The sequence below is a fragment of the Aggregicoccus sp. 17bor-14 genome (assembly GCF_009659535.1).
Taxonomy (GTDB): Bacteria; Myxococcota; Myxococcia; order Myxococcales; family Myxococcaceae; genus Aggregicoccus.
This window is the reverse complement of record NZ_VJZZ01000002.1, coordinates 273,841-295,427: the sequence shown is the minus strand read 5'-3', so window position 1 is coordinate 295,427 and position 21,587 is coordinate 273,841. Positions and strand designations below refer to the sequence as shown.

The following is a 21,587-nucleotide window of genomic DNA, read 5'->3' as shown; positions in this document are numbered from 1 at the left end:
CGCACCACCGCTTAGACCTTCTCCGCCGCCACGCGGCCGAAGAGGCCACCCGGCTTCACGAGCAGGACGAGGATGAGGAAGCCGAAGGCCACCGCGTCGCGCCAGGTGCTCGCCGCGTAGCCCACCACGAACTCCTCCACCAGGCCCAAGAGCAGCGCGCCCACCACGGCGCCCGGCACGTTGCCGATGCCCCCGATGACCGCCGCCACGAAGGCCTTGAGCCCCACGTACAGGCCCATGAGCGGAGAGACGCTGGTGTCCTTGATGGCGTAGAGCAGGCCCGCCCCGGCCGCCAGCGCGCTGCTGAGCATGAAGGTGAGCGCGATGATGCGGTCGGTGGGGATGCCCATCAGCGCCGCGGTGCGGTGGTCGAAGGACACCGCGCGCATCGCCCGCCCGAAGCGGGTGCGGAACACCAGGAACTGCAGGAGCAGCATCAGCCCCACCGCGATGGCGAGGCTCAGCACCTGCCAGTTCCAGATGACCACGTCCCGGTCACCTATGATGAACCACTCGTTGGGCTTGATGATCTGCGGGAAGGCGCGGGGGCTGGCGCCCGGCAGCGGCCCCAGGTCCAGCTGGAAGCCGTAGCTCAGCGTGAACGAGATGCCGATCGCCGTGATCAGCGCCGTGAGCCGCGGCTTCTCGCGCAGGGGCCGGTACGCGAAGCGCTCGATGAGGAAGCCGAGCAGCGCGCAGCCCACCATGGCGGCGAGGAACACCAGCGCCACGCCCCACAGGCTCTGGCGCGCGGCCCTGCCCAGCATGAAGGCGGTGGAGTAGCCGAAGTAGACGCCCACCATCATCACGTCGCCGTGGGCGAAGTTGATGAGCTTCAGCACGCCGTACACCATCGTGTAGCCGAGCGCGACGAGCGCGTAGATGGTGCCGGCGGCCAGGCCGTTGATCAGGTGCTGCAGGAGCTGGGACATCAGGGAGCCACGGTGGTGACGAACTCGTAGGTGCCATCGCCGACCTTGAGCACGGCGGCGCTCTTCACCGGATTGCGGTTCTCGTCCAGCGTGATGGTGCCCGCCACGCCCGCGAAGTCCTTCGTCTGCCCGATGGCGTCACGCAGGCTCGCGGGCTTCGTGTCCGGGGCGCGCTTGATCGCGTCCACCGCCACGCGGGCCGCGTCGTACGCGAGCGCCGCGAGCGCGTCCGGCACGCCGCCGTACTTGGCCTTGTAGGCCTGCACGAACTTCTGCACGCGCTCGTTCGGGTCCTGGCTCGAGTAGTGGTTGGAGAAGTAGCTGCCCTCCACCGCGCTGCCGCCCAGCTCGAAGAGCTTCTCGCTGTCCCAGCCGTCGCCGCCCATCAGCGGCACGTTGAGGCCGAGCTCGCGCGCCTGGCGCGCGATGATGCCCACCTCGCTGTAGTAGCCGGGCACGTAGATGGCGTCCGGCTTCTGCTTCTTGATGGCGGTGAGCTGCGCGCGGTAGTCGGTGTCGCCCTGGCTGTAGCTCTCGGTGGCCACCACCTTGCCGCCCATCTCGGTGAACTTGCGCACGAACACGTCCGCGAGCCCCTCGCTGTAGGCGCTGCGGTTGTCCTTGAGCACGGCGACCTTGGAGAGCTTCAGGTTCTCGCGCGCGAACTTCGCCATCACGAAGCCCTGGAAGGGGTCGATGAAGCAGACGCGGAAGATGTAGTCGCCCTTCTTCGTCACGTCCGGGTTGGTGCTGGACGGGGTGATCATCGGCACCTTCGCCGCCTGGGCCTTCTCCGCCATGGCGAGCGAGTTGCTGCTGGCCACGTCCCCCAGGATGAGCGCCACGTGGTCCTGGTTGATGAGCCGGGTGACGGCGCTGGCCGCCTCCTCGGGCTTGCCCTGCGTGTCGTAGACGCGCGTGGCGAGCTTCTGGCCCTTCACGCCGCCCGCCTCGTTGGCCTCGGCGATCGCGAGCTCGATGCCGTTGCGCGTGGAGATGCCGAAGGTGGCCTGGCCGCCGGTGAGGGCGGTGGCCACGCCCAGCAGCAGGGTGCCGGCCGGAGCGGGCGCGCCGCCCGCGGCGCTCGGGGCACCGGAGGCGCCGGGGTTGGGAGCCGAGGGCGCCTGCGCCTTCTTCTCACAGGCCAGGGCGCCCAGCAGGAGGGCGGCGAGGACCAACGGAACGGGGCGGCGCATGCGGGCTTCCTCCGAGTGGTAAAGCCCGCGTCTTCTAAGAGGGAAAGCGCAGGTGGGTCAAGCGCGCAACCGCCGGCCGCAGCGCTTCTTCCCGACAGCCTTGCCGCAGCGCGGCGTGCGGGCCCCCACTCTCAGTGCAGCCCTTCAGTGCAATCCATCGAGGGGCCCGTCGTGGCTGACCTGGCCGCTCTCGCTCACCTCGGCCACCTCGCGGCGCAGCTCGGTGCGCACCTGGGTGAGCTCCTCCGCGGCGGCCTTGTGCACGTGCACCTCCTGCCAGACGTGCGCCGTCTTGGTGAACTCCACCCGCTCCTCGTGCAGGGGGATGACCACCGTGGCCTCCTCGAAGACGGTCCCGTCGCGCAGGCCCTGCAGCGAGGCCGCGGACTCCGCGCGCGCCCCGGGGGCGGCCGCCGCGCTGCGCTCATCGGCGGCCCGGTCCACCGCCACCCTCTCGATGTGCAGCTCCTCGCGGCGCACCGGGATGCGGAACTCCTTCATCTCGGTGCGGACCACCTTGTGGATGCGCAGGCTGCCCGAGGGGCGCACGACGGTGCGCGGGAGGGCCTCCTCGGCGGCGAGCTCCACGATGATGTCCTGGGGCTTTCCGAAGGTGCCCAGGGGCACCACGTCCTCGCGCGGGCCCGCCGTCCGCTGCCCTCCGGTGGCCCCGGCCCGCTGCTCGCGCTGGCGCTGCACCGCCTCGCTCGCCGCGCGGCTGAGCAGCACCTCGCGGTCGCGGATCTCCGTCACCTCGTCGTAGCGGACGAGGAAGTCGCGGGTGAAGAGCAGCCCCTTCTCCACGACGAAGTCCCTGTCTCCGCAGCGCGTGACGGTGCCGAGCTTCTCACCGCTCTCGCTGCGAACGACCATTCCCTCCTGGATATCCCGCTCCATCCGCCCTCCTGGCGCACGTGTCCCTGCCCCAAAGGGTTGGACCTGCGGGCTGGCGGAGGAAGGGACGCCCGCCTTGCGCCAGCAGGCCTCCCCCCGCTCGTCCCTGGAGCGAGCGGAGGACCGGCGCTCGCCTGCCCCGGAGGTTTCCCGGAGGGGCCCCCGCTGCGCACCTTCAGGGACCCAGGCCTACCAGGGCTCCAGGACATTTCCCCCCGAGAAGGAGAGCCGCGATGTTCGAGCGTTCGCAGGTGAAGGAAGGCATGGTCGTGCGCAGCCAGGACGGCGAGAAGCTGGGCCGCGTCTTCTCCGTGGGCGAGGACTCCTTCCACATCGAGAAGGGGCTGTTCTTCCCGAAGGACTACCGGGTGCAGCTGAGCGAGGTGGCAGGCGTGCGCGACGGCGAGCTGGTGCTCGCCCACGGGCGCGACAGCCTGCGCGCGCTGAGCCTCGAGCAGAAGGAGGCGCGCCCGGGCGCGGGCGACGCGGGCTACCTCGCGGGCACCGGCGGCGGGGCGGGCGTGGGCCCGGGCGCGGTGGGCATCGGCGACACCGGCGTGTCGGCCTCTACCGCCGCGACGACCGGGGCCTGGGACTCCCGCGACACCGCGCGCGAGGCGACCCCTCTGCCGGGCATGGCCCTGGGCGCCACCGGCATGACCGCGAGCGCAGGCAGCATCGGCACGGACCTCGGCCGCGACTCGCTGGACACCGGCCGCGTCGATGAGCGCCGCTCCGACACGCTGGGCGCCGGCGCGGGCTTCGGCGTGGGCACGGGCGAGGGCCGCGGCTTCGAGCGCGAGGCGGCGCGCTCCGGCACGCAGCGCACGGTTGGCGACAACGACCGTGAAATCGCAGTGCCCGTGGCGCGCGAGGAGCTGGACGTGGTGAAGCGCGAGCGCGAGGCGGGCCAGGTGCGCATCACGAAGGAGGTGGTGAGCGAGGAGCAGGAGGTGAGCGTCCCGGTGCGCAAGGAGCGCGTGCGCGTGGAGCGGCGCAACGTGGAGCCGGGCCGCCCGGCGATGAGTGCGTCCTTCAAGGACGAGACCATCGTGGTGCCGCTGCGCGAGGAGCAGGTGGAGGTGGAGAAGCGCGCCCTCATCAAGGAGGAGGTGGTCGTCCACAAGGACGCCATCGAGGAGGAGCGGCGCGTGGCGGAGACGGTGCGGCGCGAGCAGGTGGACGTGCGCACCGAAGGGGACGTGGAGGACGCGGACCGCACCCGCTCGGGCTTCCGCGCCCCGGACGACGACCCGCTCAAGCGCTACTAGTGCCCCCGCGCTCCCCCTCGTCCTCCGGGAGAGGGGGAGCCGTCCCCTCGCGCTGCCACGCCAGCCGGTTGAGCGCGGAGCCGAGCACGCCCAGCTCGTCCGCGCGCTGCACGGGCACGCGCACGCCGCCCTCGCCCCGCGCGAGCCGCTGCGCCTCCTCGCCGAGCCGCTGCAGCGCGCGCAGGTGGGGCCGCAGCGCCCAGCCCCACAGCAGCAGCAGTGCGAGCACCAGGCCCGCGGGCAGCAGCAGCACCAGCCGCAGCAGCCCGGAGGCGCGGGCGGCCGTGCTCGCCTGCACGCGCGCGGCGTCCGCGCGCGCCGCCCCCACCGCCACGGCGAGCGCCGGGGTCCAGTCCTGCTCGTACGTCGCCTCCACCAGCGCGAGCTCTCCGTCGAGCGCGGCGCGGTGGCGCATCTGCCCGGGCAAGAGCGCCCCGCGCGCCTGGCCATCCAGCGCCTCGAAGGCCTCGCGCAGGGGCCGGTAGCTCGGCCGGTCCGCGGGGCTCGCCACCTGCTCGAGCCGGGCGAGCGCGGCGGCGAGCGCGGCGCGCGCCTCGCGCACGGCGTCCAGGTCCGGCACGTCCGTGGTGAGCGCCTCGCCCACGCGGGCGACGTAGGTGCTGCCCTGGGTGCTCACGGTGAGCAGCGCCTCGAGCACCTGCGCGCTGCGCAGCTGCTCGGCGGGCACCTGCAGCACGGCGCGGCGGGTGGCGAGCAGCTGCGCGCAGGCGAGCGCGGTGAGCAGCGCGAGCAGCGCCGCCCCTGCCCCAAGCTTCGCGCGCAGGCTCTGCACCGCGCCCCCCTCCCGGTCGCTAGCCGCCCGCCTTCTGCTGGTCCGCGTAGATGGCGTCCGCGATGCGGTAGGCGCTGCCCTCGAGGCGCTGGAACACCTCCTTGAGCTTCACCGCGTCGTCGATGGGCAGCTGGGCCTTGAGCCGCTCCAGGTCCACCTTGATCTCCTCGCGGTCCTTCTCGGTGAGGAGGTTCGCGTACTCCTCGAGGCTCTTCTCGGTGGTGTAGATGAGCCCGTCCGCGTTGTTGCGCAGCTCGGCGAGCTCCTTCTTCCTCTTGTCGTCGCCCTGGTGCGCCTGGGCGTCCGCGATCATCCCCTGGATCTCGGTCTCGCTGAGGCCCGAGTTGCTCACCACGCGCACCGCCTGCTGCTTGCCGGTGCCCAGGTCCTTGGCGCTCACGTGCACGATGCCGTTGGCGTCGATGTCGAAGGAGACCTCGATCTGCGGCACGCCGCGCGGCGCGGGCGGGATGCCCACCAGCTCGAAGCGCGCGAGCGTCTTGTTGTCCGCCGCCATCTCGCGCTCGCCCTGCAGCACGTGCACGCTCACCAGCGGCTGGTTGTCCACCGCGGTGCTGAACACCTGGCCCTTCTTGCAGGGGATGGTGGTGTTCTTGTCGATGATCTTGGTGAAGACGCCGCCGGCCGTCTCGACGCCCAGGGACAGGGGCGTGACGTCCAGCAGCAGCACGTCCTTCACCTCGCCCTTGAGCACGCCGCCCTGGATGGCGGCGCCCACGGCGACCACCTCGTCCGGGTTGATGCCCTTGTGCGGCTCGCGGCCGAAGAACTCCTTCACCCGCGCCTGCACGCGCGGCATGCGGGTCATGCCGCCCACCAGCAGCACCTGGTTCACCTGCTGCGCGGTGAGCCCGGCGTCCTTGAGCGCGATGCGGCAGGGCTCGATGGTGCGCTCGATGAGGTCGGTGACCATGTCCTCGAGCGTGGCGCGCTCGAGCGTCTCGGTGAGGTGCTTGGGGCCGCTCGCGTCCGCGGTGATGAAGGGGAGGTTGACCTCGGTCTCCGGCGCGCTGGACAGCTCGTGCTTCGCGCGCTCGGCGGCCTCCTTCAGGCGCTGCAGCGCCATGCGGTCCTTGCGCAGGTCCAGGCCGTTGTTCGCATCCGCGAAGCGCTTGGCCAGGTAGTCGATGAGGCGCTGGTCGAAGTCCTCGCCGCCCAGGAAGGTGTCGCCGTTGGTGCTCTTGACCTCGAACACGCCCGCGTTGAGCTCGAGGATGGAGATATCGAAGGTGCCGCCGCCCAGGTCGTAGACCGCGATGCGCTCGGTGCCCGCGTCCTTCACCTTGTCCAGGCCGTAGGCGAGCGCCGCGGCCGTGGGCTCGTTGATGATGCGCAGCACGTTGAGGCCGGCGATGCGGCCCGCGTCCTTGGTGGCCTGGCGCTGGCCGTCGTTGAAGTAGGCGGGGACGGTGATGACCGCCTCGGTGACCGGCTCACCCAGGTAGTCCTCCGCCGTCTGCTTCATCTTCATCAGCACGATGGCGCTGATCTCGGGCGGGCTGTAGCCCTTGCCGCGCACCTCGACCCAGGCGTCCCCGTTGGGGCTGGGGCTGACGCGGAAGCTGCTCACCGCGATGGCCTTCTTGGCCTCGGGCGAGTCGAACTTGCGGCCGATGAGCCGCTTCACCGCGAAGACGGTGTTCTCCGGGTTGGTGATGCCCTGGCGCTTGGCGATCTGCCCGACCAGGCGCTCGCCGGACTCCGTGAAGCCGACCATGGAGGGCGTGGTGCGGCTGCCCTCGCTGTTGGGGATGACGACCGGCTCACCGCCCTCCATGACGGAGACGCAGGAGTTGGTCGTCCCGAGATCGATTCCGATGACCTTGCCCATGTGACTTACCGACTCCCCCCGGAGCTGTCGTTGCCCTGGCCCTCAGCACTTCCGTTGCCCGACTCCGGCGTGGACCCCTGCGCCGGCGCTTCGGCCACGGGCCCCTGGGCCTCCACTGCGGCCGGAGCCGGCGGAGCCACCGCGACCGCGACGAGCGCGGGACGCACGAGGCGGTCGTTGAGGGTGAAGCCGCGCAGCACCTCGAAGGCGACGTGCCCGGCGGGCACGTCTGCCGTGGGCACCTGCTGCATCGCCTCGTGCAGGCGCGGGTCGAAGGGCTGGCCCTTGGCGCTGAAGCCCTTCACGCCGTGGCGGCCCAGCGTGTCCTCGAAGAGCTTGCGGGTCATCGCCACGCCCTTCTCCAGGCTGGCGAGGTCCGGCGTGCGGCTGCTCGCCTCGAGCGCGCGCTCCAGGTTGTCCACGACGGGCAGCAGGTCCTTGAGCAGCTTCTCGCTGCCGAACTTCTGCACGTCCTCCTTCTCCTTGGCCGCGCGCTTCTTGAAGTTGTCCAGGTCCGCCGCGGCGCGCAGGGCGCGCTCGTGGCTGTCCTTGATCTTCTCCATCATCTCGCGGCCCTTGGCCTGGCTCAGCTCGAGCTGGGCGCGCACGCTCTCGAGCTCGGCGCGCAGCGCCTGCAACTGGGCTGCATCTGCAGCAGGGGCTCCCGAGGGCTCCGGAGCGCCTTCCACGCTGAGCTCGACGCCGGCCTCGTCGGACGCTGCGGGCTCGGTGGGGTCGGTGGACTCGGGAGGAGACGCGGAGGCCGGTTGGTGGCGCTCCACGCTGCGCAGCGCCTCGTCGATCACGTCCTGACCGATCTCCGTACTGAAGTTGCCTTTTTCGCTGGGGGCGGACACGGGCGGACTATCTCACGCGCCCCAACATCTTCCAACCGCTTGGAAGGACAGGCAGAAAACAGACCAGGCAGGCATCCAGCGGGGGTGTACAAAGGGGCGTCGGGCGGTATCCCACACCCCCCTCCTCCGGACCCTGCTGGATCAGGGCGAGGCCGGCCGCTTCTTCTTCCCCACGGTCTTGGGGCGGGGCTTGGCGCTGCCCTCCGGCGGGGTGCGCGCGGGGCGGGCGCCGGCCTTCTTCCCGATGGTCTTCTCCGGTGCCTTCGCCGGGGTCTTCTCGGGCGCCTTCGCTGCCGCCCTCTTCGCGGCCGGAGGCGCCGGGCTGGGCTCGGGCGCACGGGGTGTGCGGGCGGCGGTGTCGGAGGCGCTGCCACTCTGGCCCTGGCCGCTGCGGCTCTGGAAGCTGTCCACGGCGCCCTCCACCTTCTTCACGGTGGTCTCGAGCAGCTCGGTGGCCTCGCGGCCCGCCTGCTTTGCCCAGGCCTTGAGCTCCTCGACGCCGGCCTTCACCTTCGCCTGGTTCGCCGGGTCGCGCACCTCGGTGAGCAGGCGCTGGGCCTCCACGCGCAGCTCCTCGCCCGAGCGCTTGAGCTCCTCTCCCGTCCTGCGCAGCAGCTGCATGAGCTGCTTGTCCCACTTGTCGGCCATCGTGTGCCTCCCGTGTTCCGTGTTCGAAGCCTGTAGAGCGAACGCGTCCATCTGAGCGCAGGGCCCCCGGGGGCGCAAAGCATTCCGGGCGCGCGCGTCGGCCTGTGCGCCGACTCGAGCTCCGATGACGGAGACGGCCCGCGCGCGCGTCCATTGCGCAAAGGGTGTAGAGAGGGGCGCGTGCACGCCGTCTCCCCGCGCCGTCCTCCCCGCCCTGCCCTGCTGCTCCCCCTGCTGCTGCTGCTCGCCGCCTGTGCGGGGCGCGACGAGGAGCCCGTGGGCGTGGAGCCGCCCGCGCTGCCCGCGCTGGCGCTTCCCGAGGCGCAGGTGGGCAGCGCCTACGCCGGCAGCTTCGCGGCGAGCGGCGGCACGGCGCCCCTGCGCTACACCGTGGGGGGGCTGCCGCCGGGGCTCACCTACGACGCGGCGACCGGGAGCCTGAGCGGCTCGGCCACGCGCGCGGGCGGCTTCCTGCTCGACGTGAAGGTGGTGGACGCGCGCGGCGCGCAGGACACGCGCGCCTACGCACTGGAGGTGCGCGCCCCGCTGCAGGTGACGACGACCTCCCTGCCGGCGGCGGTGGTGGGCACCGCCTACCGCGTGCAGCTCGCCGTGGCGGCGGGCGCGGCGCCGGTGCAGTGGACGCTCGCGAGCGGCGCGCTGCCCGCGGGGCTCTCCCTCGGAGCGGACGGCGTGCTCGCCGGCACGCCCACGGGCGAGGGCACCCAGACCTTCGCGGTGCAGGCGCGCGATGCGGTGGGCGCCACGGGCACGCGCTCGCTGGTGCTCGAGGTGCGCAGCGCCTTCAGCGGCGCGCAGCTCAAGGTGGCCAACTGGAACCTCGAGTGGTTCGGCGATTCGACGAGTGGCCACGGCCCCTCGGACGAGCCCCTGCAGCAGGCCAACGTGCGCGACGTGATGCTCTCGGTGAACGCGGACGTGTGGGCGCTGGAGGAGGTGGTGGACGCGGCCGCCTTCGACGACCTCAAGGCGCAGCTGCCCGGCTACGACGGCTTCGCGAGCAACGACGCGCGCGTGACGGACGGCAGCACGCGCTACACCGTCACCGAGCAGAAGCCCGCGGTGCTCTTCCGCACGGACCGCGTGCAGCTGCTGGGCGCGCGCCTGCTGCGCGTGCAGGACTACTACGACGAGGACTACGCGTTCGCCGGGCGCCCGCCGCTGCGCGTGGACCTGCGCGTGAAGGACCCGGACAGCGCCCTGACCACGGACCTCACGCTGATCGTCGTGCACCTCAAGGCGCACAGCAGCAGCACCGCCGGCGAGGACTGGCAGCGGCGCAAGGACGCGGCCGCGCTCATCCAGACCTACGTGCAGCGCGACCTGGGCAGCGCCCGCGTGCTGGTGCTCGGCGACTGGAACGACGACCTCGATACGTCCATTGCCAGCGGCTACCCCACGCCCTTCCAGAACTTCCTCGACGCGCCGGCGGACTACACCTACGTCACCCGCCCCTTCACCGACGCGCACGTGGGCACCACCACCGGCTTCAAGGACGCCATCGACCACCAGATGGCGAGCAACGAGCTGCTGCCGGACTACGTGGCCGGCTCGGCCACCATCGTGAAGCCCGCGACCCCGAGCTACAGCACCACCACCTCGGACCACTACCCGGTCAGCTCGCGCTTCGTGCTCCCGGCCGCGCCCTGAGCGGGGCTCGCTTCCCTGCCTGCCCTCCGGCCTGGCCAGCCTGAATTCTTTTTAGGCGGAATCAGACGCACATTCGTTTGCTCTACAACCTTTTGCCTCTCGCTGCGCAATGCCGTGCAGGAGGCACCCGGGGTTGTCGATGCACCTTCGTTCCCGCCTGCTCGGTCTTCTCATCCTCACCTCGGGCGCCCTGAGCGCCTGCCAGCAGGGCGGTGGCGCGGACACGCAGAGCCCCGACCCGCTCGGCGGCGAGGTGGCGGCGCCGGGCACGGGCACGGGCACGGGCAACACCCCGGTGACCACGCCTACCTCTCCGACGACGCCGCCCGCTCCTCCGGCGCCCGCGGTGAAGTACACGCGCGAGTGGGTGGTGGCCCCCACCGGCAGCGACAGCAGCGCGGGCAGCGCGGCGGCGCCCTTTCGCACCATCGGCAAGGCGCTGAGCGTGGTGGGACCCGGCGAGCGCATCACGGTGAAGGCGGGCACCTACGCGGAGCGCATCAGCATCGAGAGCACGGTGAAGGCGGGCACGCAGTCCGCTCCCATCCGGCTGCAGGGCGAGGGGATGCCCAGGATCATCCCCGGCAACAGCGCCTGGTCCATGATCAACGTGCGCAAGCCCTACTGGCAGATCGACGGCTTCGAGGTGGACGCGCAGGGGCAGAACAAGGCGGGCGTGGTCTTCGCCGACGCGACCACCACGGGCAGCGTGCTCTCGGGCTCCAAGGTGCACAACGGCACGGCCGGCGCCGCGGTGAGCACGGTGTCGTACGCGACCGGCGTCACCATCGAGAACAACGAGATCTACGACTACTGGATCGACGGCACGGACAGCCACGGCGTGCTGGTGGAGTACTCGAGCAAGAACATCACCGTGCGCGGCAACAAGATCCACAACGTGTCGGGTGACTCGGTGCAGTGCATCGGGCCCGAGGACTACAGCACCCTGCCCCCGGCCGACACCGTGCTCATCGAGGGCAACGAGATGTACTCGAACTTCGAGAACGCCTTCGACATCAAGACCTGCTCCAACGTCACCATCCGCGGCAACGTGATGCGCGACTTCGACGCGGCGGGCGTGGTGCACATGTCCGCGTCCAACGTGCTCATCGAGGACAACCTCATCACCGGCGTGGGCAAGGGCATCCAGATCGGCGGCAACCACTACGGCCCGGTGCCCACCCACATCGTCGTGCGCCGCAACCGCATCCAGGACGTGCACCTGGGCAGCGCGACCTGGGAGGGCAACGGCATCCGCCTCGAGAACTGCGAGGACGTGCTCGTCGCCAACAACACCGTGGTGGGCGCGGTGACCGCGGCGCTGCGGCTGGGCGGCGGCGAGGGCGGCGCGACGAGCAACCTCAAGGTCTACAACAACATCCTGCAGGGCGCGGAGACGGTGCGCATCGGCTCGCAGGCCCCGGGCCTGGTGCTGGGCAACAACCTCTACGCGAGCACCGCGAAGATCAACCTGAGCGGCGCGGGCGTGCTCTCCTTCTCCAGCTGGATGAGCCGCGGCCTGGACTCCGGCTCGGTCGAGGCGCCGCTGCAGCTGTCCACCGACGGCAAGTTCACGCCCGGCAGCGCCGCCATCGACCACGGCCGCAACCTGGGCCTGGCCTACTGCGGCGCAGGCCCGGACATCGGCGCGGTCGAGACCGGCTGCTAGCAGCGCCCGCCCTCAGGGCAGGGGCAGCGGAGGCGGCGGAGGCGGCGGCTCGAGCCCGGTGAGGCGCCGCACCGCGTGCTCGCGCGCATCGAGCACCCAGAGCGAGCCGTCCGGCGCGAGCGCCCCGGCGCGCGGCATGCCGAAGCCCGCGCTCTCGCCTTCGCCGTCCACGCAGCCGCCCACCTTCCCGCCCGCGAGCGTGCGCACCCGCCCGTCGCGCAGCTCGCGCACCCGGGCGCTCGCGCCGTCCAGCAGGAAGATGCCGCCCGCCGAGGCGATGGCGCCCTGCAGCTCGGACAGCTGGGCGCTCTCCACCGGGCCGTCCGCCCAGCCCGCGGTGCCCAGCGAGCCCGCGAGCCGCGACACCGTGTGCTCGGGCGCGGCGCTCACCGTGCGCACCAGCCCCGTGCCGGGCTCCACGATGACCGCATCCCCGCTGGGCAGCAGCGAGACGCAGAGGGGATAGGAGAGCGCCGCGCTCGCGCCCGGGCCGTCCACCACCGACTGCTCGCCGGTGCCCGCCCAGGTGCTCACCACGCCCTCGGGCGTCACCTCGCGCACGCGGTGGTTCCACGTGTCCGCGACCAGCAGGCTGCCCGCGGCGGTGAGCGCGAGGCCCTGCGGCTGCGTGAAGAGCGCCTGGGTGCCCACGCCGTCGGCGAAGCCCTCCCAGTTGCCGCCCGCGAGCCGCCACACCTGGCCGTTCTCGATGACGCGAATCTGGTGGTTGCCCGAGTCCGCCACGTAGATGCGCCCCTGCGCGTCCACCGCCAGGCCGCGCGGACGGTTGAAGCGCGCGGCCGTCGCGGACACGACCCCGTCGAAGGTGTTGTGCCCCGCCTGGGAGGAGCCGGCAATCCAGCTCACCTGGCCGGTGGGGCTCACGCGCACGATGCGGTTGCCGTCCGCGACCACCGCGTGGCCCTGCGGGTCGAAGGCGATGGCCACCGGCGCCGTGAGCGTGCGGGTGAGGGTCTGCACCTGCACGCCGGACCGGTGGTCCATGCGCGGGGGCGGCGGCAGCGGGAAGGCCTTCAGGGCGTCGGCGCCCAGGGCATCCTGCCCGGTGAAGCGCGAGAAGACGTTGGCCATCAGCTGCTGGATGCGCCGGTCACAGGGGCCCTCCTCCGCGAGCGCCTCGGAGAAGGTGATGCTGCCGGCGGAGAACACCTGCGCGCCGGAGGGCGCGGTGAAGAGCGTGAGCTCGCCCGGGTCGAGCGTGGCGCCGTAGGACTCCACCGTGCTCTCGCCCAGCACCTCGAGGCCCGCGGGCGTGGCGCCGTTGTCGTAGCGGCGGTCCGTCTCGTCGCCGAACACGGCGTTGATCTGCGTGCCCTCCTTCACGCCGCTGCCGGTCCAGGCCCAGTGCGAGGGGTCCTTCACCACCAGCGGCGCGGCCGTGTAGATCCAGCTGCCGAACATGGTGCCGAACAGCGCGTTCTCGGGCCGCCCGAGCTCGCGGAACAGCTTCGAGGCCTCCGTCGTGTTGCGCAGCGGGTCGCGCGCGCCCTGGTCGCGGTAGCCCACCAGCAGCCGGTTCGCCCGTCCGTCCTTCGAGGGCTCGCGCCGCACGCGCCAGTAGGCGTTGTTCGCCCCCAGGTTCATGAGGTTCGTGCCGCGCGCGACGGCCGCATCGCACGCGAGCCGCATGCCCAGGGTCCAGTACTCGCTGTGCCCCTGGATGACGAGCGCGCGCCGCCGGTGCGTGAGCTCGGGGTCCAGGTCCAGGTCCAGGTCCGACGCGTAGGCGATGTCGTAGCCCTGCGCCTCGGCGAAGGTGATGAGGCCCAGGTCGTGGTCCAGCACCTGCCCCGCGCCGCCGCCGCTCGCGTACGGGCGGTCGAAGGACACGGCGTAGGCGTGGCGGCCCGTGAAGTCCTTGCGCTGGTTCACGTAGAGGCTGGTGCCGCCCCAGGCGTTGTAGGCCTGGTAGGTGTTGAAGGCCATGACCACCGTGGTGGTCGCCGCGGGCGTGGGCTCGCGCACCACGAGCGGCGCGTAGGTCTGCCCCAGCGGCGTGCTCACCTTGAGCAGGTAGAAGCCGGTGACGGCCTCGTCCGGCAGGGTGAAGAAGAAGGTCTCCGGCCAGGGGCAGCTCACCGCGCCGGTGCTCAGGTCCACCTCGGGCGGGGCGGCGACCGGCATCGTCACCGGGCCGCCGGCGAGCACGCGGCGCCCGCCCTGCCCTCCGTAGTAGCCGAGGCGCCACAGCTCCCAGGTGGCCTGCTGCTCCGTGGGCCCGCCCAGGTGCACGCGCACCGCCTCGCCCGGCAGGTAGCTCGTCTGGTCCACGAAGGCGCCCAGCTCGCGCGAGGGCTGCGTGAGGCGCCAGTTGCGGCTGCCCGCGCGCCGGTTCTCTGCCGCGATGGGCGAGGCGCGCAGGGGGAAGAACCTGTCCACCGGAGGCGGCGGAGGAGGCGGGGGCGGCGGCGGGTCGTTCGTGGTGACCGGGGTGGTCGGATCCGTCTCCGGAGGCCCCTCGCCTCCCCCCGTCGTCACCGCCTCCGGTGCGCACGCGCAGCCCAGCAGCAACAGGCACAGCTCGCGTCGGGTCCACTGCATCTGCCGCCCCCTTCCAACACCCATCCGGGGCGCACCCTGTGGATGGACCGGGCAGTCGGCAACCCACACGCGGCAATGCGGGTTCGACAGTGCGCACGCCGCTTCCGCGGGTGGACACCCCCGGGTGCGCGGAGGAGGAGCGCGCTCGTGCGGGGTTCCCCGTACCGGTGCGCGGCGCGGGCGCCCTAGCCCTGCGGCAGCGCGCGCAGGGCCGCGGCCATCACGTCCTTGAGCGGCACGCCCGCACCTTCCGCGAGCGCGCGGCAGTCCTCGAACTCGGGGTGCGCGTTGAGCACCTGGCCCGCGCGCAGGCCGCGCTTCACGCGCACCGCGCCCCACGGCGTCTGCACCTGCACCCAGTCGCGCTCGAGCGCGAGCCGCTCCACCGGGTGCGAGCGCACGCCCAGCGTGGGGCTCTCGCGCACGAGCAGGTCCAGCAGGCTCTCGCGCCTGCCGCCCTCGCACAGCACGCCCAGCAGGTGCCCGGGGCGCCCCTTCTTCATCACCGCCGGCAGCACCCACGCATCCAGCGCCCCGGCGGCCATCAGCCGCTCCACGAGGTAGCCGAGCAGCTGCGGCGTCGCGTCGTCCAGGTTCGCCTGCAGCTCCCAGAGGCCGCCCTGCGCCTTCTCCTCTGCGTGGCCGAGGCTCGCGCGCAGCACGTTGGGGCGGTCCTTGAAGTCCTTCGTCCCCACCCCGTAGCCCACGCGCTCGACGATGAAGTTCGGCGGCGTGCCGATGTGCGCGAGCACCTTGAGCAGCGCCGCGCCCGTGGGCGTGGTCAGCTCGCCCACGCCCTCGAAGCGCACCGGCACGTCGCGCAGCAGCTCCAGCGTGGCGGGCACGGGGATGGGCATCATCCCGTGCGCCACCCGGATGCTGCCCGAGCCCAGGGGCGGCGGCGCCGCGTGCACCTCGGGGTCTCCGAGCAGCTCCAGCACCACGGCCGCGCCGCAGATGTCCACGATGGAGTCCACGGCCCCCACCTCGTGGAAGTGGATCTCCTCCACCGAGACGCCGTGCACCTTCGCCTCCGCCTCGCCGATGGCCCGGAACACCGCGAGCGCGCGCTCTTTCACCCGCGGGCTCAGCGTGGGGGCCGCCTCGATGAGCTGGCGGATGTCCGCGTAGGCGCGGTGCGGGTGGGCCTCGCGCTCGTCCAGCACCACGTCCAGGTGTGTGCCGCTGATGGCGTGGCGCACCGCGCGACTCACCGAGAGCTTCCAGCCCGGGACCTGCAGGCCACTCAGCGCGTGCGCGATCGCATCCGGCGAGAGGCCGAGGTCGACGCCCGCGGCCAGGAACATGTCGCCCGCGATGCCGCCCACGGGCTCGAGGTAGAGGATTTTTCGCATGGGGAGGGCTACCGGCGGCCCTTGGTGCGGCTGATGAGCGCGGCGTAGAAGCCGCCGCCGAAGCCGTTGTCGATGTTCATGGTGGCCACGTTCGAGGCGCAGGAGTTCACCATCGCGAGCAGCGCCGAGACGCCGCCGAAGCTCGCCCCGTAGCCCACGCTGGTGGGCACCGCGACGACCGGGATGCCCACCAGGCCTCCCGCCGCGCTCGCGAGCGCGCCCTCCATGCCCGCCACCACCACGGCCGCGTGCGCGCCCTGGATCTCCTCGCGCCGCGCGAGCAGCCGGTGGATGCCGGCCACGCCCACGTCGTACACGCGCCGCACCGTCGCGCCCATGGCCTCCGCCGTGAGCGCCGCCTCCTCGGCCACCGGCAGGTCGCTGGTGCCCGCGCTCACCACCGCCACGATGCCCGCCTTGGGCTTGCCCTGCGGCAGGTGGAAGAGCTTCGCCACCTCATGGTACTTCGCCTTCGGGAAGCGCTCGAGCAGCGCCTCGGCCTTCTCCGGCTGCAGGCGCGTCACCAGCACCGTCTGCTTGCGCTCCACCAGCACACCCACGATGCCGAGCAGCTGCTCCACCGTCTTGGGGCCGCCCAGCACCACCTCGGGCACGCCGAAGCGCAGCGAGCGGTGCGTGTCCACGGTGGCGTAGCCGAGCTGCGCGAAGGGCAGGTCCTTGAGCCGGCCCACGGCCTCGTCCACGGAAACCTTGCCCCCCTTCACCTGGGAGAGCAGCTGCGTGAGGGTCTTCTCGTCCATGGGAGCGAGGTCTACCTCAGCGGCCCCGCTCAGGATACGCCGAGCCGCTGCAGCAGCTCGCGCGAGGCGCGCGGCTCGAGCAGGAGCAGCAGCTGCCCGGAGACCTGCGGGGCGCTGAAGCGGGCCTCGAGCACCACCAGGCGCGCGCTCGCCCCCTCCATGCCGCTGAGGGCCTCGGCCACCACGTCCCCGGCGGGCCCCTCGGTGAGGTGGGGCACGCTGGGCAGCAGCCGCCAGCCGGTGAGGGTGCCGATGGCCGAGAGGCACGCGCTCGCGAGGATGTTCGCCGTCTCGCTCAGCGCGCTGCGGGTGTCCTCGGCGCTCGCGGGCGTGCCGCCCATCAGCAGCTGGCCCAGCGCCTCGCCGTCGCGGGTGGGCAGGAGCATGAGGAGGCTGCCGTTGAGCTCGCCCTCCACGCCCAGCTGCGCGCCCAGCACGCTCACGCCCGCGCCGCCCAGCATCCGGGTGAGGTCCGCGGCCCCGGCCGAGAAGTCGATGGACTCCACCCGCGGCACGCTGAGCTGCACGGGCCGCCCGCCCATCAGCCGCGCGAGCGCGTTGGCCGCGTGGCCGCAGCCGATGTTCGCCACCTCGCGCAGCGCATCGCGCTGGGGCTCGAGCAGCTCGGCGCCCGGGGGCGTGCCCGGGGGAATGGGGGTGGAGGGGGTCATGCGCTCAGGAGCCTCGGCACGTCCAGAATGAAGACCGGACGCCCAGTCCCCAGGATGGTGACGCCAGAAAGGCCCGGGAGCAAATCCAGGGGCCGGCTCAGTGCCTTGAGCACGACTTCCTCCTGGCCGAGCAGCCGGTCTACCGCGAGCGCGAGCCGTCCGGTGTCCGACTCCATCACCACGAAGGGGCGCACCCGGCCCGCCGCCCCGGGCACCCCCACCAGGGTCTCCAGGAAGTGCACCGGCAGCAGCGCGTTGCCGTGGGGCAGCAGGGGCGTCTCGCGGCTGCGGGAGAGCGCGTCCCCGTCCGCCTCGGTGGCGCCGAGCACCTTGGCGATGGGCAGGCCGAACACCTCCTCGCCCACCCCCACCAGCAGCAGCTGCACCACGGCGACCGTGAGCGGCAGCTTGAGGGTGAAGCGGGTGCCGCGCCCGGCCTCGCTCTCGATCTCCAGGGTGCCGCCCACGTTCTCCACGGCGCGCTTCACCGCGTCCATGCCCACGCCGCGCCCGGAGATGTCCGTGATGTCCTTCGCGGTGGAGACGCCCGGGGCGCACGCGAGCAGGAAGGCCTCGCGGTCGCTCATCCGGCTCGCGGTCTCCTGGGTGATGAGCCCGCGCGCGAGCGCCGCCGCCTTGAGCTTCTCGGCGTTCATGCCCCGCCCGTCGTCCTCCAGCTCCACCACCACGCGGTCGCGCTGGCGGCGCACCGAGACGAGCACCCGGCCCTTGGGGGGCTTCTTCGCCGCCACGCGCTCCTCGGGGCTCTCCAGGCCGTGGTCGATGCAGTTGCGCAGCAGGTGCAGCAGCGGGTCCGCGAGGTCGTCCAGGATGGCGCGGTCCAGCTCGATCTCCGCGCCGCTGATGACCAGGTCCACCTCGCGCTCCTTGCGCCGGGCGATGTCGCGCGCGGCGCGGGGGAGCCGGTCGGTGATGACCGAGAGCGGCGTCATGCGCGCCGTCATCACCTTGTCGTGCAGGTCCTTCACCAGCGCGTGCAGCCGGTAGACGCCCTCCTCCATCGGCGGGCGCACGTTCTCCGGCAGCGTCTTGCCCACCTCGCGCAGGCGCGCGGTGGCGAGCAGGAGCTCACCCACGGTGTCCAGGAAGTAGTCCAGCAGCTCGGTGCGCACGCGCACGGTGCGCGCGCTGCCCTCGCCGCCGACGACCCCCGAGGCGCTGGCCGCAGCCGCCCGCGCGGCCTCGCCGGACGCGGGCGCGGCGCTGGGCGCGGCGGGGTTCGCGGCGGCCCGGACAGCGGGCGCGGCCGCAGGGGGCGCAGGAGGAGGCGCGCTCGCGCCTCCGGGCTTGAGCGAGAGGATCTCCACCTCGGACACCGTGCGCAGCGCGGCGCGCACGCCGTCCTCGCCGGCGCCCGTCTCCAGCTCGAGCTGGATGAGCCCCTCCGGGATGCGGCCCGCCTTGAGGTCGTCGAGCGCGGGGCGCAGGTCGAAGATGTTGCCCAGGCCGCTGAGCCGCTTGTGCACGAGGAAGGCGCGCACCCCGGGCACCTGGCAGCTGGGCGCGATGCGCAGCCGCACCGAGAAGCGCGGCGGCAGCCCCAGCGCGGCGTCCGAGCGCGGCGGCAGGGGCGCTGCGGTCGCGGCCGGCGCCGCAGGAGCGGGCGCCGCGGCCGCGGGAGCCGCTGCGGGCGCGTCCACGCTCACGCGCGTCTTGGCGACGCGCGTGGGGGCCACCTGCTGGCCGGTGATGGCGGAGACGCGCGCGGTGAGCTGCGCGAGCAGCGCCGAGGCCTCGTCCGCGGGCCGGGCCTCCGCGACGGCGCGCACCTGCGCGAGCATCGTGTCGGTGGCGGCGAGCAGCAGGTCCACCAGCTCGCGGTCCAGGCGCCCGGCGTCCTGGCGCACCGCCTCCACCAGGTCCTCGGAGCGGTGGGCGAGCACGGCGATGGGCTCGAAGCCCATGCTGCTGGCCATGCCCTTCACCGAGTGGGCGTGGCGGAACATCGAGTCGATCAGAGCCCCGGGAGTCGGAGCACCCTGCGCCCCCGGGCCGCCGCTCTTCTCGAGCTCGACCAGGTCGCGGCCCAGGCCCTCGAGGTGCTCGCTCGCCTCGGTGACGAAGAGACCGAGGTAGCGGGACATGTCCATCGTCATGTCCGGAGCCCGCCGCTAGCCCTCGCCGAGGACCTTCTTCACCACCGCGAGCACGTCCTCGGCGCGGAAGGGCTTCACGATGAAGTCGCTCGCGCCGGCCTCGATGGCCTCCATCACCAGGCTCTCCTGGCCCAGCGCCGAGCACATGATCACGACCGCGTTGGTGTCGTGCTTGAGGATCTCCCGCGTCGCCTCGATGCCGCTCTTGAAGGGCATCACGATGTCCATCGTGGTGAGGTCGGGCTTGAGCTCCTTGTACTTCTCCACCGCCTCGAGGCCATTCGCTGCCTCGCCCACCACCTCGAAGCCACCGGACGCGAAGATGTCCTTGATCATGTTGCGCATGAAGATCGCGTCGTCGACGACCAGGACCCGCTTTGCCATGTAGATGCTCCGCCTCCGGCGAAGGCCTTGAGAGAGGGAGGCCGGAGCCTACCATCCGGATTTTTCCCGCGCCTAATCACTTCTGGGGGGCGAACAAGCCGACGACCGCCCCGTCGATTCCCTCGGGGTCCAGCACCGTGACCGCCAGCCCCTTGACGCGGGCCACGCCGCGCACCGCGGGCACGGCTCGACCCGGTGCGTTGAGCACCCGCTCGATGCTCTCCACCCCCTCCACCTCCGTCACCAGCAGCCCCAGGTCGCGGCGACCCCGGTCCAGCAGCACCACGCGAGCAGGCGGCGTGCTGCCCTCGGAGAGGCCCAGCAGCGGGCCCAGCTCCACCACCGTCACCACGCGCCCGCGCAGGTTCATCACCCCGCGCACCGCCGGGGGCGCGCGCGGCACCCGGCTGAAGCGCGCGGGGGGCACCACCACCTCGCGCACCGCCGCGAGCGGCAGCCCGTAGCGCTCCTTCTCCACGCGGAAGATGACGTGCCTCACAGGGGCCACGTTGTAGCAGAAGCGCGCGGCCGCCCGCCGGCCCCACTGCGCGGGTCGGGGTTGTGGGCGGAGGGACCCGTGCCCACGGTGCGGGACATGCACCCCTCTCCCCGCACCTCTCCCCTCCCTGCTCCCCTCCTCTTCGTCACCGCCTGGCTCGCGCCGCTGCTCGCGCTCGCCCAGGACCGCGGCGGAAACCCTCGCGGCACCCACGGCGGCCCCATCTGGTGGTTCTGGGTCGCGGCCATCGCGGTCCTCGTCCTCTTCTGGACCGTGCGCATCCTGCGCAAGCGCGGCGGGCCGCCCCCTATTGATCCAAACCTGCGAGGTCCGAACCTGCGAGGTCCGAACCTGCGCGGCCCTCACAACGCCTCACGCTGAGCAGCCAGCCAGGGAGCCGCTCGCCTCCTGTGCACGCTCTGCGGGAGGTTGCCGCGCCCGCCTCCCGCCACGACCGTTGGGGCTACGGAGGACGCATCCATGGCTGAGCAGAAGAAGAACGGCGCAGGTCCCTCGCCCGCCGAGGACATGTACGGCCGCCCCACCACCGTGCGCGGCGAGCCCACGGAGGGACTGCCCTCGTCGCGCGGCGCGGCCGCCGACGACGACGGCGAGGAGAACTGGGAGCAGGACGCCGAGGACACTCCGAATCCGCGCGGCGCGAGCGCCGAGGAGCGAGACCCGCGCGAGGCCTTCAACGCGATTCCCGACGGTGACGGGCCCCGCAGCGACCGCGGCACCAACCCGCTCCCGGAGACCTACTGGTCCGCGTACCCGGACAAGGAGCGGAAGTAGAGGGGGAGGACATCCCTCACCCCGACCCTCTCCCAGAGGGAGAGGGAGGACGCGGTTCAGCGGGTGGCCGCAGGCTTCTTTGTGGCTGCGGGCTTCTTCGCGGCCGCTGCCTTGCGCGGCTTGGCGGCCTTCTTCGCGGTCGCCGGCTTCGCCCCGGACGTGAGCGCGCTCAGGGCGCGCTTCACCGTCTGCTTGCCCGCGCTGCTCGCGAGCGGTGCGCGCGGCAGCACGGCCTTCTTCGCGGGGGCCTTCTTCGCGGCTGCACCCTTCGCCGCGGGCGCGCTGCGGGCCGCGCCGCTCACGCGCTTGGGCGCCACGGCCTGGTAGCTCTCCTCGAGCCAGCTCTCCAGCAGCTCCACCGGTACCGCGTCGCCGGGCGCGAAGCGGCTCGTCACCCAGCCGCTCTTGCCCATGCCGTAGCCGGTGGGCTCTGCGAAGGGGAAGAGCAGCGCGGCCTCGTGGCTCACCGGCAGCTTGAAGGTGGCGCTCAGCTTCCCCTCGTCGGTGGAGAGGATGGCGAACATCTTCCCGTTCACCTTGGCGGCGCGGTGGCCCCAGGGGAAGTCCTCGGTGGCGCCCGGGTAGGTGAGTGCCGCGCGCGCGAGCTGCGCCTCGGCGGCCGCGAGCGCGGCGGGGAGCTTCGGAGAGGAGGTGCCCATG

Annotated in this window: 20 protein-coding genes; 5 read left to right on the top strand and 15 right to left on the bottom strand. The window is 72.5% G+C overall.

The genetic code is table 11. From position 1 onward, the window contains the following. Nucleotides 1–11: 11 nt before the first annotated feature. From FGE12_RS05150 to FGE12_RS05140, 3 genes are all read right to left on the bottom strand, one after another. Complete coding sequence (locus FGE12_RS05150) at nucleotides 12–932, bottom strand: branched-chain amino acid ABC transporter permease (RefSeq protein ID WP_153865126.1); 921 nt, start codon at nucleotides 930–932, stop codon at nucleotides 12–14. Then, a complete protein-coding gene (locus tag FGE12_RS05145) occupies nucleotides 932–2,128 on the bottom strand; it encodes an ABC transporter substrate-binding protein (RefSeq protein WP_153865125.1) in 1,197 nt (398 codons plus the stop codon). The genes FGE12_RS05150 and FGE12_RS05145 overlap by 1 nt, the downstream gene beginning before the upstream one ends. A gap of 144 nt (nucleotides 2,129–2,272) precedes the next feature. Beyond that, nucleotides 2,273–3,025, bottom strand: a complete 753-nt coding sequence (locus tag FGE12_RS05140) for a YsnF/AvaK domain-containing protein (RefSeq protein WP_153865124.1) — start codon at nucleotides 3,023–3,025, stop codon at nucleotides 2,273–2,275. A gap of 230 nt (nucleotides 3,026–3,255) precedes the next feature. On the opposite strand from FGE12_RS05140, the gene FGE12_RS05135 reads away from it, so the two are divergent. Then, nucleotides 3,256–4,293: a YsnF/AvaK domain-containing protein gene (locus tag FGE12_RS05135; protein ID WP_153865123.1), complete on the top strand. Its 1,038-nt coding sequence runs from the start codon at nucleotides 3,256–3,258 to the stop codon at nucleotides 4,291–4,293. Here FGE12_RS05135 and FGE12_RS05130 read toward each other — a convergent pair. The 4 genes from FGE12_RS05130 to FGE12_RS05115 form a co-directional block, all read right to left on the bottom strand. Beyond that, on the bottom strand, nucleotides 4,280–5,086 hold the full coding sequence (locus tag FGE12_RS05130; RefSeq protein WP_153865122.1) for a HAMP domain-containing protein: 807 nt from the start codon (nucleotides 5,084–5,086) through the stop codon (nucleotides 4,280–4,282). The genes FGE12_RS05135 and FGE12_RS05130 overlap by 14 nt on opposite strands. 19 nt (nucleotides 5,087–5,105) lie before the next feature. After that, nucleotides 5,106–6,938 (bottom strand): molecular chaperone DnaK, encoded by a 1,833-nt coding sequence (gene dnaK, locus FGE12_RS05125; protein WP_153865121.1) that lies wholly within the window; start codon nucleotides 6,936–6,938, stop codon nucleotides 5,106–5,108. Nucleotides 6,939–6,943: 5 nt separating this feature from the next. Next, complete coding sequence (gene grpE / locus FGE12_RS05120) at nucleotides 6,944–7,795, bottom strand: nucleotide exchange factor GrpE (protein ID WP_194797598.1); 852 nt, start codon at nucleotides 7,793–7,795, stop codon at nucleotides 6,944–6,946. A 141-nt stretch (nucleotides 7,796–7,936) separates the two neighbouring features. Then, nucleotides 7,937–8,443, bottom strand: coding sequence for a transcriptional regulator (locus FGE12_RS05115; RefSeq protein ID WP_153865120.1), 507 nt, complete (start codon nucleotides 8,441–8,443; stop codon nucleotides 7,937–7,939). 180 nt (nucleotides 8,444–8,623) lie between these two features. On the opposite strand from FGE12_RS05115, the gene FGE12_RS05110 reads away from it, so the two are divergent. Together FGE12_RS05110 and FGE12_RS05105 are read left to right on the top strand one after the other, a co-directional pair. Further along, the gene (locus FGE12_RS05110; protein ID WP_153865119.1) at nucleotides 8,624–10,114 is read left to right on the top strand and encodes a putative Ig domain-containing protein; all 1,491 of its coding nucleotides are present in this window, start codon (nucleotides 8,624–8,626) and stop codon (nucleotides 10,112–10,114) included. A 139-nt stretch (nucleotides 10,115–10,253) separates the two neighbouring features. Continuing rightward, nucleotides 10,254–11,783, top strand: coding sequence for a nitrous oxide reductase family maturation protein NosD (locus FGE12_RS05105; protein WP_194797597.1), 1,530 nt, complete (start codon nucleotides 10,254–10,256; stop codon nucleotides 11,781–11,783). 12 nt (nucleotides 11,784–11,795) lie between these two features. On the opposite strand, the gene FGE12_RS05100 is transcribed toward FGE12_RS05105, so the two are convergent. The 7 genes from FGE12_RS05100 to FGE12_RS30205 all read right to left on the bottom strand — a co-directional run bounded on the left by FGE12_RS05100 (nucleotide 11,796) and on the right by FGE12_RS30205 (nucleotide 20,132). Next, complete coding sequence (locus tag FGE12_RS05100; RefSeq protein WP_153865117.1) at nucleotides 11,796–14,345, bottom strand: N,N-dimethylformamidase beta subunit family domain-containing protein; 2,550 nt, start codon at nucleotides 14,343–14,345, stop codon at nucleotides 11,796–11,798. A 185-nt stretch (nucleotides 14,346–14,530) separates the two neighbouring features. Next, nucleotides 14,531–15,700, bottom strand: coding sequence for a nickel pincer cofactor biosynthesis protein LarC (gene larC, locus FGE12_RS05095; protein ID WP_153865116.1), 1,170 nt, complete (start codon nucleotides 15,698–15,700; stop codon nucleotides 14,531–14,533). Nucleotides 15,701–15,708: 8 nt separating this feature from the next. After that, on the bottom strand, nucleotides 15,709–16,461 hold the full coding sequence (larB, locus tag FGE12_RS05090; RefSeq protein WP_153865115.1) for a nickel pincer cofactor biosynthesis protein LarB: 753 nt from the start codon (nucleotides 16,459–16,461) through the stop codon (nucleotides 15,709–15,711). Nucleotides 16,462–16,490: 29 nt separating this feature from the next. Beyond that, nucleotides 16,491–17,132 (bottom strand): chemotaxis protein CheC, encoded by a 642-nt coding sequence (locus FGE12_RS05085; RefSeq protein WP_153865114.1) that lies wholly within the window; start codon nucleotides 17,130–17,132, stop codon nucleotides 16,491–16,493. Further along, the gene (locus tag FGE12_RS05080) at nucleotides 17,129–19,243 is read right to left on the bottom strand and encodes a chemotaxis protein CheW (protein ID WP_370458897.1); all 2,115 of its coding nucleotides are present in this window, start codon (nucleotides 19,241–19,243) and stop codon (nucleotides 17,129–17,131) included. The genes FGE12_RS05085 and FGE12_RS05080 overlap by 4 nt, the downstream gene beginning before the upstream one ends. Before the next feature lie 21 nt (nucleotides 19,244–19,264). Beyond that, nucleotides 19,265–19,633 (bottom strand): response regulator, encoded by a 369-nt coding sequence (locus FGE12_RS05075; RefSeq protein WP_013374565.1) that lies wholly within the window; start codon nucleotides 19,631–19,633, stop codon nucleotides 19,265–19,267. Nucleotides 19,634–19,709: 76 nt separating this feature from the next. Then, entirely contained in the window at nucleotides 19,710–20,132 is a 423-nt protein-coding gene (locus tag FGE12_RS30205; RefSeq protein WP_194797596.1) for a chemotaxis protein CheW, read from the bottom strand. A gap of 96 nt (nucleotides 20,133–20,228) precedes the next feature. Here FGE12_RS30205 and FGE12_RS29975 point away from each other — a divergent pair, with 96 nt between their 5' ends. Both FGE12_RS29975 and FGE12_RS05065 read left to right on the top strand, forming a co-directional pair. Then, nucleotides 20,229–20,513, top strand: coding sequence for a hypothetical protein (locus tag FGE12_RS29975; RefSeq protein ID WP_194797595.1), 285 nt, complete (start codon nucleotides 20,229–20,231; stop codon nucleotides 20,511–20,513). Between the two features lie 99 nt (nucleotides 20,514–20,612). Further along, on the top strand, nucleotides 20,613–20,927 hold the full coding sequence (locus FGE12_RS05065) for a hypothetical protein (protein WP_153865112.1): 315 nt from the start codon (nucleotides 20,613–20,615) through the stop codon (nucleotides 20,925–20,927). 56 nt (nucleotides 20,928–20,983) lie between these two features. On the opposite strand, the gene FGE12_RS05060 is transcribed toward FGE12_RS05065, so the two are convergent. After that, nucleotides 20,984–21,586, bottom strand: a complete 603-nt coding sequence (locus FGE12_RS05060) for an MmcQ/YjbR family DNA-binding protein (protein WP_153865111.1) — start codon at nucleotides 21,584–21,586, stop codon at nucleotides 20,984–20,986. Between the last annotated feature and the right edge of the window lies 1 nt (nucleotide 21,587).